Annotated in this window: 11 protein-coding genes; 6 read left to right on the top strand and 5 right to left on the bottom strand. The window is 46.1% G+C overall.

What is annotated here, in order from left to right; genetic code table 11:
* The first annotated feature begins 128 nt into the window (after positions 1 to 128).
* Both hcp and DYB02_RS07200 read left to right on the top strand, forming a co-directional pair.
* The gene (gene hcp / locus DYB02_RS07205; RefSeq protein WP_029803988.1) at positions 129 to 1,790 is read left to right on the top strand and encodes a hydroxylamine reductase; all 1,662 of its coding nucleotides are present in this window, start codon (positions 129 to 131) and stop codon (positions 1,788 to 1,790) included.
* 80 nt (positions 1,791 to 1,870) lie between these two features.
* Entirely contained in the window at positions 1,871 to 2,926 is a 1,056-nt protein-coding gene (locus tag DYB02_RS07200) for an FAD-binding oxidoreductase (RefSeq protein WP_029803989.1), read from the top strand.
* Positions 2,927 to 3,016: 90 nt separating this feature from the next.
* On the opposite strand, the gene DYB02_RS07195 is transcribed toward DYB02_RS07200, so the two are convergent.
* The 4 genes from DYB02_RS07195 to DYB02_RS07180 all read right to left on the bottom strand — a co-directional run bounded on the left by DYB02_RS07195 (position 3,017) and on the right by DYB02_RS07180 (position 8,010).
* Entirely contained in the window at positions 3,017 to 3,949 is a 933-nt protein-coding gene (locus DYB02_RS07195) for a class I SAM-dependent methyltransferase (protein ID WP_029806114.1), read from the bottom strand.
* 31 nt (positions 3,950 to 3,980) lie between these two features.
* The gene (locus DYB02_RS07190) at positions 3,981 to 4,673 is read right to left on the bottom strand and encodes a TIGR01621 family pseudouridine synthase (RefSeq protein ID WP_029806112.1); all 693 of its coding nucleotides are present in this window, start codon (positions 4,671 to 4,673) and stop codon (positions 3,981 to 3,983) included.
* 49 nt (positions 4,674 to 4,722) lie between these two features.
* Positions 4,723 to 6,336 (bottom strand): methyl-accepting chemotaxis protein, encoded by a 1,614-nt coding sequence (locus DYB02_RS07185; RefSeq protein ID WP_029806111.1) that lies wholly within the window; start codon positions 6,334 to 6,336, stop codon positions 4,723 to 4,725.
* Positions 6,337 to 6,579: 243 nt separating this feature from the next.
* Positions 6,580 to 8,010, bottom strand: a complete 1,431-nt coding sequence (locus DYB02_RS07180) for a sodium-dependent transporter (RefSeq protein ID WP_005462328.1) — start codon at positions 8,008 to 8,010, stop codon at positions 6,580 to 6,582.
* A 371-nt stretch (positions 8,011 to 8,381) separates the two neighbouring features.
* Here DYB02_RS07180 and cls point away from each other — a divergent pair, with 371 nt between their 5' ends.
* The 4 genes from cls to DYB02_RS07160 all read left to right on the top strand — a co-directional run bounded on the left by cls (position 8,382) and on the right by DYB02_RS07160 (position 13,314).
* A complete protein-coding gene (gene cls, locus DYB02_RS07175) occupies positions 8,382 to 9,836 on the top strand; it encodes a cardiolipin synthase (protein ID WP_005462347.1) in 1,455 nt (484 codons plus the stop codon).
* Between the two features lie 253 nt (positions 9,837 to 10,089).
* Positions 10,090 to 11,298, top strand: coding sequence for a cystathionine beta-lyase (locus DYB02_RS07170; RefSeq protein ID WP_029845783.1), 1,209 nt, complete (start codon positions 10,090 to 10,092; stop codon positions 11,296 to 11,298).
* Positions 11,299 to 11,520: 222 nt separating this feature from the next.
* Positions 11,521 to 12,450 carry an esterase/lipase family protein gene (locus DYB02_RS07165; protein WP_017448345.1) on the top strand — a complete coding sequence of 310 codons (930 nt, stop codon included), beginning with the start codon at positions 11,521 to 11,523 and terminating at the stop codon, positions 12,448 to 12,450.
* Positions 12,451 to 12,462: 12 nt separating this feature from the next.
* The gene (locus DYB02_RS07160; protein WP_029804855.1) at positions 12,463 to 13,314 is read left to right on the top strand and encodes a lipase secretion chaperone; all 852 of its coding nucleotides are present in this window, start codon (positions 12,463 to 12,465) and stop codon (positions 13,312 to 13,314) included.
* A 33-nt stretch (positions 13,315 to 13,347) separates the two neighbouring features.
* Here DYB02_RS07160 and DYB02_RS07155 read toward each other — a convergent pair whose 3' ends face one another.
* The gene (locus DYB02_RS07155) at positions 13,348 to 13,914 is read right to left on the bottom strand and encodes a DNA-3-methyladenine glycosylase I (RefSeq protein ID WP_029804853.1); all 567 of its coding nucleotides are present in this window, start codon (positions 13,912 to 13,914) and stop codon (positions 13,348 to 13,350) included.
* Between the last annotated feature and the right edge of the window lie 9 nt (positions 13,915 to 13,923).

Here is a 13,923-nt window from a genome sequence, read left to right as displayed (position 1 = left end):
TAATTACATCACCCGCCCTATCAAAAACAAACAAAACCATTAAAAATCAACAAGATAATAATTGGCACGCATTCTGCTCTCTAGTGGTCAACATCACGACTATTAAAACAATCACTGGAGAACCCAATATGTTCTGTATTCAATGTGAACAGACAATTCAAACCCCTGCTGTTAAAGGTTGTTCTTTTGCACAAGGCATGTGTGGCAAAACTTCTGAAGTATCAGACCTACAAGACGTGTTGGTTTACACACTGCAAGGGGTTTCTTTTTGGGCATCAAAAGCACTTGAATTCAACATCATTAACGATGAAATCAACCAATGGGCACCCAAGGCATTTTTCTCTACATTGACGAACGTTAACTTCGACCCTGAACGCATCCTGGAGTTAACTTCTCAAGCTGCAACGTACAAAGCATTGTTAAAAGAGCAAGTGATGTCTGCAGCAACGCTTGCCGATACCGAAGTCGCTGACATTCCTGCGGTTGCTCACTTTGAGCTACCAGACAGCGCAGAAGCTATCTTAGCTTTTGCTCCTCAAGTCGCGGTTAACCGTGGTAAAGACCAAGTACATGAAGATGTTATTGGCCTACGCCTACTTTGCCTATACGGACTTAAAGGTGCCGCAGCGTACATGGAGCACGCACGCGTTCTTGAGCAAACCAACAACGATATCTATGCCGAATACCATGAAATCATGGCGTGGTTAGGCACAGATCCTGAAGATCTTGGCGAACTACTTGATTGCTCAATGCGCATTGGCCTGATGAACTACAAAGTGATGGAAATGCTCGACCAAGGTGAAACTACGACCTTCGGCCATCCTGAACCAACAACGGTGAACGTCAAATCAGTAAAAGGCAAATGTATTCTTGTCTCTGGCCATGATTTGCATGACCTAGAAAAAATCCTGCAACAAACCGAAGGCAAGGGCATCAACGTTTACACCAACGGTGAAATGCTGCCTGCACACGGCTACCCAGAGCTGAAGAAATACCCTCATCTTGTCGGCAACTACGGCAGCGCATGGCAAAACCAACAGAAAGAATTCGCAAACTTCCCTGGCGCAATCGTAATGACGTCAAACTGCTTATTGAATCCAAATGTGGGTCAATACGCAGACCGTTTATTCACTCGTAGTATTGTTGGCTGGCCTGGTGTGGCTCACATCGAAGGCGATGATTTTAGCCAAGTGATTGAATGTGCTCTAGCGCAAGACGGTTTCCAACACGATGAAATCGAACACCACATCACGGTTGGTTTTGGTCGCAATGCACTGATGAATGCCGCCCCTGCGGTTATCGATCAAGTGAAGCAAGGCAACATCAAACACTTCTTCCTAGTCGGCGGTTGTGATGGTGATAAAGCTGAACGCAGCTACTACACCGATTTTACGGCTGAAGCGCCAGAAGACACGCTAATCCTGACCTTGGCGTGTGGTAAGTTCCGCTTCAACAAGAATACGTTCGGCGATATCAACGGTATCCCTCGCCTATTGGATGTGGGCCAATGTAACGATGCTTACTCTGCAATCCAGCTTGCACTTGCACTGGCGAAAGAGTTTGACTGTGACATCAATGAGCTACCACTCACGCTTGTACTTTCTTGGTTCGAGCAAAAAGCGATCGTTATCTTGCTAACGCTATTTGCATTGGGCGTGAAAGGCATTTACACAGGCCCTACTGCACCGGCATTCCTTACGCCAAACCTAATCGCCATCATCCAAGAGAAGTTCGATATGCGCAGTATTGGCAATGTTCAGGATGATCTAAAAGCTATCCTAGCAGCTTAATAAACTTGCTTGTTCGCGCCTCCTTACGTGGAGGCGCTATCTATTTCGAACTAAAAATAGCCACAACCAAAGAGATTGTTATGTTTTTTGAATGGCAAGGTAACCAACCCGTCACACTCCGTTGCATCGACAAATACTTCGAAACACACGACACCGTCAGCATCAAATTGGCCGAACTAACCGAATCACTTCTGTTTCAGTTTAAACCTGGCCAGTTTATTAACTTGGGCGTCGAAATTGATGGAAAAATGGAGTTTCGTGCCTATTCAATCAGCTCGATCAATGAAGACGATCACCTTCAACTCACCATCAAACGAGTATCTGGCGGTAAAGTATCGAACTACATCGTTGACTCGCTGCTGCTCGGTGATACCGTTCAAGCATTACCACCAACGGGCGAATTTAACTGCATTGACCATCCACCCGTTTTACGTGATGGCGAAACAAAAGCCTTGCTTATCAGTGCAGGTTGCGGCGTCACGCCCGTATTTTCGATGGCAAAACACTGGCTGAGTAATCAAGATGAAAACGACAACGATGTGGACATCGCATTTCTTCATATCGCACGCAGCCCAGAAGAGACGATTTACTACGATCAGCTAGAAACGTTCGACGCTGTGTATCCCAACTTCCATTTAAAGCTGTTGCTGAAAAACCGCGAAGGAACGTCACACCCACAAGGTCGTTTGAATGCCGACTGGCTTAAAGAGCTTGTTCCTGATTTCAAGCAACGTACCGTTTACCTGTGTGGTCCAAGCCAGTTTATGCAAGATGTTCACGGCTATTTGAATGACCTTGGTTTTGACATGACAAACTTCTACCAAGAGAGTTTTACGCCAGCGACTGGCGCAGAAACATCGGTCTCCGATGAAGCTGTTCGTGTTTCCGTTCCTGACTTTGCTCAAAACATCGATGCGCAAAAAGGTCAGGTACTGGCCGATGTGCTTGAAGGCGCAGGTTTACCATTAATCGTCGCTTGTCGTAGCGGCATTTGTGGCTCGTGCAAATGCAAGGTTCGTCAAGGCAACGTCTCTTCCACCAGCCTAGAAACATTAACGCCAGAAGAAATTGAACAAGGCTATGTGCTCGCCTGCTCATCAACCATCAAAGCGGATCTTGAAGTGCAGATTGGTTAGTTTTCCAAATACAAAAAAGCGCCGCGATACGTCTGTCTAGATGTTTCGCGGCGCTTTTTTTGATGTTACTTCTGTTGCAACAAAAGTCTTTTAGCTAAATAACAACACTTTCAATGCAGCTTCGCTGTCTACGTCCATAAACTCTGGTGGGTTATCCAGACGCTCACGGAATGTCAACTCTGGCGCTTCTTCTTTCATGCTTTCAATCAAGAAGTCGCTTGTCACAGATGGCGAGTTCACACATGCCATCACTTGACCGCTTTCTGCCAACAAATCTGGCAACCGACGTAGAATCTTTTTGTAATCTTTAGTCAGCGCAAAGCTGCCTTTCTGGAATGACGGCGGATCGATGATAATCAAATCATACTGACCAGATTTTTTAATCTTACCCCACGATTTAAAGATATCGTGCCCCATAAAGCTTACCTGGTTGATGTTATGACCATTTAGCTTGTGGTTCTCACGACCTTTAGACAGCGACGCTTTTGCCATGTCGACGTTAACCACTTTATCTGCGCCACCCGCAATGGCAGCGACAGAAAAGCCACAGGTGTAAGCAAACAAGTTGAGCACGTTTTTGTGCTTCGCATTTTCGCGAACCCAATTACGACCGTAGCGCATGTCCAAAAACAGACCGAAGTTTTGGTTGCGACCAATATCCAATTGGTATTTCAAACCGTTTTCTTCAACGACAGGGCGAGCGTCTAATTCACCGACAAGCACTTCTGAAGGCGCACCATCGGCATAACGGTGCTGAAGAACCATAGTGCGACCTTGCTTATTTGCCCACAGTTGTGATTGTGCCAACGCATTGAGGCCGCTTTTCAGCTCAGCGAGAAACGCGTCGTCGACTTCTTTAAACAAGTTGATAATCAACTGACCTTGTAACCAATCACAGGTGATTTGCTCTAAGCCCTCAAAACGACGGCCACGACCATGAAACAGTCGACGAATTTCGTTCGGAGCTTGCGCGAGCTCGGTTTCTAGATGCTGAAAGAACAGCGGAAGTTGTGATGCTTGCATCGAGTTCTCTTATTAGTTTTCTTTGTGACGGTTATTTGATCGTAGGCCAGTTCAGTTCCCAAGGGGAAAGCCAAGTATCCAAACCCTGAGAGACGATTTCACTGTGCCATTTGTTACCCAGCACTTGGTATTCTCGTGGATCGCAAACAAAGCGATATTGCTCATCTCGGTATTGGAAGCAAAGTGAAAATGCATGCAGGTAACCGCGATCAGCCTCATTGCCTGCATTGTAAATCGGGTCGCCAACAATACCTGAGCCAACCGATTTTAATGCCACGCGGATTTGATGCGTTTTACCAGTGTGTGGCTTACATAAAAATAGGCGCTCTCCGGGCTCTGCCGTAAGAGAGAAAAACTGGGTGACGGCTGGGTTGTTTTTGCTGTTGACCAGCTTCCATGATGAACGGCGCGAACGCTCCATATCACCTATCACCCAACCTTGTTTCTTTTTCGGCTTTTTAGCGCCAATCGCCAGATAGAACTTTTCCACTTGGCGGTCAGCAAAGGCTTGCGATAACGCACTGGCCGCTTTGGCGTTGCGTCCGAGGAGCAGAATACCCGACGTCATTTTATCCAAGCGATGGATAAGATAGAGCTGCTCATCACCACTCTGCTTAGCCACTTCTTGCAACAGCATTGTGTCGCCATCGTCTTTATGAACAGAGACGTTGGGATGCTTATTGATGATCAGAAAATCGGGATGGGTATGTAGAATATCGAACATAAAAAACTGGCTCCACGTTTGGAGCCAGAAGTATACCGATTCTGATTGATTAGGCGAGCTTAAACTTACCCACTAGTGTTTCCAACTCGTGTACCTTGCGGTTCAAACCTTCTACGCTTTGTGAGCTGTCATTCGCTAGTTGCAGTGAGCGAACCGAAATGTCGCTGATCGACGTAATATCTGCGGCAATTTCTTTTGTCACCGCAGTTTGCTCTTCGGCTGCGGTCGCAATAGAGTTCACCATGCTTTGCACGTGCCCTGCACCAGCAACGATTTCTTCCAATGATTCCACCGCTCCCGAGCTTTGGCTAACACCAATTTCCACCAAACGGCAACCATCTTCGGTGTAAGTCACGGCTTCTTGCGTGCCAACTTGAATCGCTTGGATAATCTCGCCTACTTCTTGTGTTGCTTTCGTCGTACGCTCAGCAAGTGCACGGACTTCATCAGCCACAACCGCAAACCCGCGACCAAACTCACCCGCACGTGCAGCTTCAATTGCCGCGTTTAACGCAAGCAAGTTAGTTTGCTCTGCGATGTCTTCAATCACTTTAATGACTGCGCCAATTTTCTCGCCATGAGCACCAAGGTGATTCATCTGAACCGACATGTCCGCCATTTGCTTCGATACCTGTTGAATGCTCTCTACCATTTCAACAATGACCGTACGACCTTGCTCGGCTGTGGCTTCTGATTTACGAGCTTCTTCAAACGTAGACGCACCTTGTTCCGCCACTTGTGAAATGGTCAAACTCAGCTCTTCTGCTGCCGTTGCGATGAGGTTCGCTTTGTCGGCTTGGCTACTCGCACCAGAAACAATGTCTTGGCTAACAACAGACAGCTCACTCGTGACCGACTTAACTTCTTCAGACACGACTGAAATAGAGCCAATCAACCCCGTTAGAGATGCCTGCATTTTATTTAAAGAGGTCGCTAAGTTAGAAAGCTCATCACCCGATTCGTCTTTGATAGGAGAAGCTGTCAAATCACCTTCCGCCACACGTTGTGCCAAAGTATCCAGTGCGGTCAAACGCCCTGTGATTGAATTAGACAACCAGTATGCAATAAACACTGTTGCGATCGCCGCAAGCGTACCTAGCGCGTAAATGGTGTTCTCAATATCGTTGAATGAATCGGTCAATTGGAGAAGCGCATCATGTGTGCTTTGGCGGCCTTCTGCCGTTGCCGCATTGAGCATGTCTTCAATTGGAGCTAGATTCACCTCGTACAACTGACGGACTTGCTCAACGTTTTCTTCTAAACTGCGATGCCCAATATTCGGCTGAATTTGGCTCTCAAAGCTCGACGTAAAATTCGCCATAAGCTGCTCAATTTTTTCGATATTGCGATAGTCTTCTCCACCAGCGGTTTCAAGACGTTGTACATCAGCCAACGCAGAGGCAAACTCTTTCTTGTTCGATTGATATTCACGTTGTGCACCACTGGTATTGATGATCATACCGACAGCATCTCGATAAATATCCCCAGCTTCATCGATCAAAGCCATGTATCCAATGGTCTCTGGGACGTCGTCTGTTCTGACTTCTTGTGCCACTTTATGTGAATTAATCACTTCAAACGTAATAATCGCGATCATCACCAACATGGTTGCCAAAATGGCACCAAAGCTCGCATATAACTTTTTACGAACTGACATTTTCACTGACAAGGTTCCTTATAAATTATGTTCTGTGCAGACATTGCTGTATCAATCTGCACATGAATTATTTCGGGACGATAGACACCCCTTTGCAGTGGTTGCGCATTTTATGTGACAAACATCACATTGCAATTAAAGTTTTATAAAAAAACACAATTAATCTAAAAATGTCAGTCTTATCCTACAGACACAAAAAAAAGCGGGAGCCTTACTAAGCCCCCACTTTTCTTTATCTTTTTAAGCTGTTTACAGTTTCTTCGAAAGTAATCCTGCAAAACCAATAATCGCGATACCTAAAACCATGATTTCGCCTTTGCCGCTATCGAAGCCAGACTTAATGCCCATGAAGGCAACAATAGCAATCGCTACCGGAATGACGTATTTAACGAGGTTGTACCATAAGCCAAATAGTGGGAATGATACTTCGCCATCATTCGTGATTTCTTTTTCAAGCTCTGCACGATTTAAGCGCCAGCCAGCAAAGATACATACCAACATCCCCCCAACCGCTAGGAAGATTTTGTCTGTCAGTAGGTCGAAGATATCGAATGCGCCAGTACCAAATAGCGTTGGTCCCATACCGCCTAGCGAAAGCGATGCAAAGACACAAAGTGATGCCATCACGACACTTGCTGAAACTACTGCGTTAGAACGTTTCATGCCTTTCTCATCGATAAGGTAAGAAACCACTACTTCTAACAATGAAACCGAAGAGGTAAGCGCCGCTACCGTTAATCCGATGAAGAACAGAAGCGCAAGTAGCAAACCAATCACACCGCCCATTTCCGCGAATAATTGAGGGACAACGACGAACACCAGACCTGGGCCTGCAGCTGGTTCCATGCCGAAAGCAAACATTGCAGGGAACATCGCGACACCAGCAAGGATCGCTACGCCGGTATCCATTGCCGTAACCATGCCTGTTGTTTGAACGAGGTTCTCTTTCTTCTTCAAGTAAGAGCCATAAGTCATCATACAACCCATACCAAGACTCAATGAGAAGAACGCCTGACCTAATGCTGCAAGTACCACGTTACTGTCTACTTTTGAGAAGTCTGGCATGAACAAGAACTCAAGACCTGCCATCGCACCTGGAAGCATCAAACCTTTCACCGATACGATGATCAAGATGATGAACAGCAGCGGCATAAGAACTTTACCCGCTTTTTCGATACCGCCAGAAATACCTTTCATTACGATCAGTACGTTGAGGAAAAGGTACACACCCATCCAGAACAGCGGTTGTAGCGGATCAGAAATGAAACCACCAAAGCTGTCACCGATTGCCTCTGGCGTACTTAGTAGACCACCACCGACTTTAAAAATGTACGCTAACGCCCAACCACCTACGACAGGGTAAAAACCCATGATAAGTAGCCCACTAAATACACCAATCACGCCGGTGAACGTCCAGCGTCGGTCAGTGGATTTAAATGCGCCTACTGCTGATAGACCTGTCTTACGACCAATAGCGAACTCAGTAAGCATGACGCTAAAACCGATAAAAATAACAAAGAAAAGGTAGATCGCAACGAACGCACCGCCGCCACTCTCACCTGCTGTGTACGGGAACTTCCAGATGTTACCCAAACCAACAGCGGAACCCGCTGCTGCCATTACGAAGCCTAATTTAGACCCCCACGTATCACGTGGTGCTGCTGTATTAGTTGTAGCCACGCTTATTCTCCAAAGATTTGTTGTGTTGTGTATGCATAGAGATAGGCGTCTAAAATGTTTGTGTAAATATTTATATACACTTATAAGAAGTTTGTTCGACGCTCTATGTATAGCAAGTAAAGCAGTTCCCCATTAGAATTGGAACCCCAAAAAGTACATTTATCGCACAAGTGTAGTATTACGCACGTTAAATGCTGCTTTTTTGTTCAAAAGTTAAAGAATAGCCTTATTTTTCACATTAAAATAACAGAATCACCTGTTATGAAATTTGTTCCTCATGTAGGGTCAATCCCACTTCTCATTGGGAAATCTGTTCCCCCAACCCACTTTTATGCTTAATATCCTAGATGGGCATATTACTTTGAGCGTATATGGACAAGTTCTATCATTTTCTTACTCTTACTGGCATTGGACTGTATTGGTTCTTAGTTGCTGGTGTTACTTTACGCGTTGTTTTGAAGCGTCGTGCGGTGAGCGTGTCTTTAGCTTGGCTAATGATCATCTATATCCTTCCCGTGCTTGGCGTTGCGTGCTATTTCCTATTTGGTGAGCTGAACTTAGGCAGAAAACGAGCTGAACGAGCAAAAGAGATGTTTACCCCTTTTGCCAAGTGGTTTAGTCAACTCAATGATTGCCACGCACACATGCCTGAAACCATGGGTCGCCATATCTACCGCATCGATGAACTGTGTAACAACCGTCTTGGGCTACCTGCTCTGAGCGGGAATACTCTGTCCTTGCAACAATCTCCTGATGAAATTCTGCACTCCATCATCGAAGACATCGAGAATGCCAAAACGAGCATTCGAATGGTGTTCTACATTTGGCACCCAGGCGGCTTGGCCGATTCGGTAGCATCCGCTCTTATCCAAGCATCTAAACGTGGTGTGGATGTGAAGCTACTACTGGACTCTGCGGGTAGCCCACGCTTCTTCAGAAGTCCTTGGTACAAAATGATGAAAGATTCGGGTATCGAGGTTATTCAGGCACTCGAAGTGAAGATGTGGCGTATGTTCTTACGTCGTCTTGATCTTCGCCAGCACCGTAAAATCATCGTCATTGATGATGAAATCGCCTATACAGGATCAATGAACCTTGTCGATCCTGCATACTTTAAACAGAGCAGCGGCGTTGGGCGTTGGATCGATATCATGGTGCGAGTTACAGGGCCAACCGTAAACGTACTGAGTGCGATTCACTGCTGGGACTGGGAAGTAGAAACGGGCGAACGTTATCTGCCGAAGTTGCCGGAGTGCAAAATTGACAACAGCAAATACCAACATCCGATTCAGGTGGTTCCATCTGGTCCCGGCATGCCAGAGTATTTGATTTATCAAGTGCTTACTTTGGCAATTAACCAAGCCAATCGTTCGGTACGAATCACAACACCGTATTTTGTACCTAATACCGACTTGCTTGAGACGTTAAAAATGACGGCGCAGCGCGGTATTGATGTTGAGCTGATCATACCGCACAAAAATGACTCACTTATGGTTCAGTGGGCATCGCGCGCTTTCTACAGCGAACTTTTGGCCGCTGGCGTGAAAATTTACGAGTTCTATGGTGGCTTGCTGCACACCAAATCGGTCGTTATCGACGACCAGTTCTGTTTGGTTGGTACGGTGAATATGGACATGCGCAGCCTGTGGCTGAACTTTGAAGTCACTCTGGCTGTCGACGATGAAGAGTTCACCAAGCAATTGTCATGGTTGCAAGATGGTTATATCAAGCAATCTCATCCTGTCGTTTTGGACGAGTGGGAAAAACGTAGCCTTTATTCTCGTTTCCTTGAGCGTGTGTTCTACCTCTTCAACCCATTGCTCTAAATCAGTGACCATTTCAGTTCAAACCTCCAGTAATGAGAGTCCATGCTGGAGGTTTATTTTATCTGCGTCTTACTTTTCGCATCGACTATTCTGTGCTTTCCCCAATACGTCTCATGTAATCATCGCTACCACACGGCGCTCTAAACGTTCAATCCAAACGGTTATTGGTCGATATGTGACTTTTCCCTTGCAAACCCTATGTCGTCCATGTTTTAAATAATCCAAATTGTAATATTTAAGACAGGGAATTTTTATGTCAGAGGGCAAAAAGACCAAACTCATTACCGCAGGCCGCGATAAGAAGTGGACCAACGGCGTGGTAAACCCGCCAGTACAACGCGCTTCTACTGTCGTGTTTAATACTGTTGCAGAGAAAAACCAAGCCGCAATAAACCGCGCAAACAAAACGCTGTTTTACGGGCGTCGTGGTACTAACACTCACTTTGCTTTTCAAGATGCAATGGTCGAGATCGAAGGCGGCGCGGGTTGTGCTCTTTACCCTTGTGGAACGGCAGCCATTTCTAACGCGATCCTTTCTTTCGTCGAAGCTGGCGACCATATTTTGATGGTTGATACGTGTTACGAACCAACGCGTGATTTCTGCAACGTGATAATGAAAAAGATGGGCGTAGAAACCACTTACTACGATCCGATGATCGGCGAAAACATTCGTGATTTGATTCAACCAAACACCAAAATACTGTTTCTTGAATCGCCGGGGTCAATCACGATGGAAGTTCAAGACGTTCCAACCATGGCGCGCATCGCTCACGAGCACGATATCATTGTGATGCTCGATAACACGTGGGGCGCAGGCGTGAACTTCTCACCTTTCGAGCATGGCGTGGACATTTCTATTCAAGCGGCGACAAAGTACATCGTTGGACACTCTGACGTCATGCTCGGCACCGCAGTAGCGTCTGAGAAATACTGGGATCAGCTTCGCGAACAAAGCTACCTGATGGGTCAATGCGTTTCTCCTGATGACGCTTACCTTGGCCTACGAGGCATTCGCACTTTGGATGTTCGCTTACGCCAGCACGCTGAAAACAGTTTGAAAGTCGCACAGTGGTTGGCAAGCCGCCCTGAAGTGGATCATGTTCGTCACCCTGCCCTAGAGACTTGCCCTGGTCATGAGTTCTTTGAGCGTGATTTTACTGGCGGCAATGGCTTGTTCTCATTTGTGCTGAAAACCTCGTATCCAAAAGCGACCACAGCTTTGCTTGATGGCATGAAACACTTCAGCATGGGTTACTCTTGGGGTGGTTATGAGAGTTTGATTTTGGCTAACGAACCTCGCAGCTTTAACAGCTTACGCACGGTCGCCAATCCGAACTTTGAAGGCACTCTGATTCGTATTCATGTGGGCTTGGAAGATGTTGAAGACTTAATCGCCGATTTAGAAGCCGGATTTGCTCGATACAACGCCCTAATGCTTGAAAAAGAAGTCTCTCTGAAATAACTCATGTTATCGCCCTGCTCAGCAGGGCTTTTTTATAAGCTAATGAAATAACTGGAGATCTACCGCCTCCCTTCTTCCTCTCCTTCAATGTTCATCATTTGTGTTGTTTTTCATTTGAGCAATCACAGAATAAAAACATGTGCTACATGAAGACTTCCCATCTTCTCAATTTGTCTCCTACCCTTTACCACTCATAAGAGGTCATACCACAAGGAGATAACTTTGAAACTCAAACTCATAGCAGTGTTGCTTTTTACTCTAATTACCCTGCCGATTGCTTCAGCCAACGCCGCAACTGGCTATACGCAAACCAAATACCCCATTGTGTTGGTTCATGGTTTGTTCGGCTTTGACTCGCTGGCTGGCGTGGATTATTTCTTTGGTATCCCTCACTCATTAACCAAAGATGGCGCTACAGTTTATGTGGCACAAGTTTCCGCGACAAACAGTAGCGAAGCCCGCGGTGAGCAGCTTCTTTCTCAAGTCGAAACCTTACTCGCCGCCACAGGTGCTAGCAAAGTGAACCTCATTGGTCACAGCCATGGTGGCCCAACAGCGCGTTATGTAGCCTCTGTACGCCCTGATTTAGTGGCTTCTGTCACCAGTATCGGCGGAGTGAACAAAGGCTCAAAAGTCGCAGACTTAGTACGCGGCACTGTTCCAGAAGGCTCGGGGACAGAACAGTTAGCCGTTAAACTCGCGCAGGGGTTAACCACTCTGATCAATCTGCTTTCAGGTGGTTCAGATCTTGATCAAGATCCACTGGCTTCCTTAGCCGCATTAACGACGGAAGGCTCGCTAGCTTTTAACCAACACTACCCTGAAGGCATTCCAACCAGCGAATGTGGCGACGGTGATTTGCTGGCACCGAACGGTGTGTATTACTACTCATGGACCGGATCATCCACTTTTTCCAACGTTTTCGATCCGACAGACGCAGCCATGATGGTACTCGGCTTGGCATTCGATGGGCCAAACGATGGGCTCGTTGGCGCATGCAGCACTCATTTAGGAAAAGTCATTCGTGATGATTACAAAATGAATCACTTGGACGAAATTAACGGTTTACTCGGTATCCACCATCTTTTTGAAACCGACCCCGTCACGCTGTATCGCCAGCATGCGAATCGTTTGAAACTGCAAGGACTGTAACAGGAATTCCCCATGACGAAAGTCGCTCTTATCGCTGTATCCATTCTTTTGCTTCTCGGTGTGGGAGCGGCTTCCCTCTACGTATCGGACTCACCACAACCCAAGATGGCTCAATCGCAACATGACACTACTATCGACCTCTCCTCTCAGAAAGACTTTTTTGAGTACTCATTAAGTGGTTTGGGGGAACATAGCCTTGAAGAAATCCAAGAAAATATTGAAGAAAGTATCTCGCAGCAAAACTCACTAGGCATTGATGTTGAGTTGTTTCAAACCTATCTCGCGTACAAACGGGCGCTTTCTAAATTAGAACCACTTGAAGATACGACGTTGTCGTTGAACCAACTGCAACGGCTGAATGAAGCCATTCTAAATTTGCAACTTGAATACTTTAACGATCAACAAATTTCCCAACTATTTGATGAAGAAAATCGACTACGCCAACTCGCAATAGAGAAACTGGTGATTAAAACGTACGAGCAAGACTCTGATTCTCAGCAACTACTACTCAACCAAGCGTTGTCTGAACAACCTGAGTACATCCAGCAAAGTGAACGCAACAATGCCTTAACGAGGCAACTCGACCAAACCGCATTACTCAGTTCACAGGATAAGTATCTTGCTCGCGTCGAGTTGGTAGGAGAAGAAGGCGCGCAAAGGCTGCAAAAATTGGATGAACAACGATCGGCGTTTGAAACAGAGCTAACAAATTACCTAGAAAAACGTGCAGATATTCTTGATGATGAATTTTTGGGTCACGAACAGAAGCAGTTAGAAATTGCTAATTTGAGGAAGCAAAGCTTCGAGACAACTCAATGGCGCCGTATCGAAGCCTTGGAACGTATTCATGACAGCCAGAACTAGCTGTATAAACTGAGCAATTATATAAACGAAACGTTATTGGTTTTGTTTTTTGAGGCATCCAACGATGTGATCATCCACCATGCCAACGGCTTGCATAAAGGCATAACAGATGGTTTCACCGACAAACTTAAAGCCTTTCTTTTTGAGAAACTTGCTCATGGCTTTGGACTGTTCTGTCGAAGCAGGTACGTCACTCATTTCATGCCACTGATTTACCACAGGCTTGCCATCGACAAACTGCCACAACGCCGCTGATAAGCTGCCATATTCAGCAATAAGTGCTTTGGCTGCTTTAGCGTTGCTAAATACCGAATTGATTTTGCCGCGATGCTTCACTACATCGAAGTTTTCGACGATGAACTCGGCGCGCTCTTCATTTCTCTGTTCCAACGCGTCCAAATCATAGTTTTCAAACGCTTCTCGGTACCCTTCACGTTTTTTCAGAATCGTAATCCAACTCAATCCCGCTTGCGCACCTTCCAACGTAATAAATTCGAACAACACTTTGTCGTCATAAACCGGAACGCCCCACTCTGCATCGTGATATGCGCGCTCTAGAGGGTGGTTCATCGCCCACGCGCACGTTTTGTGTTCTGTCATTTTTCGTCC

It is taken from the genome of Vibrio parahaemolyticus (assembly GCF_900460535.1).
Lineage (GTDB): Bacteria > Pseudomonadota > Gammaproteobacteria > Enterobacterales > Vibrionaceae > Vibrio > Vibrio parahaemolyticus.
This window is presented reverse-complemented; position numbering and strand designations above follow the sequence as displayed.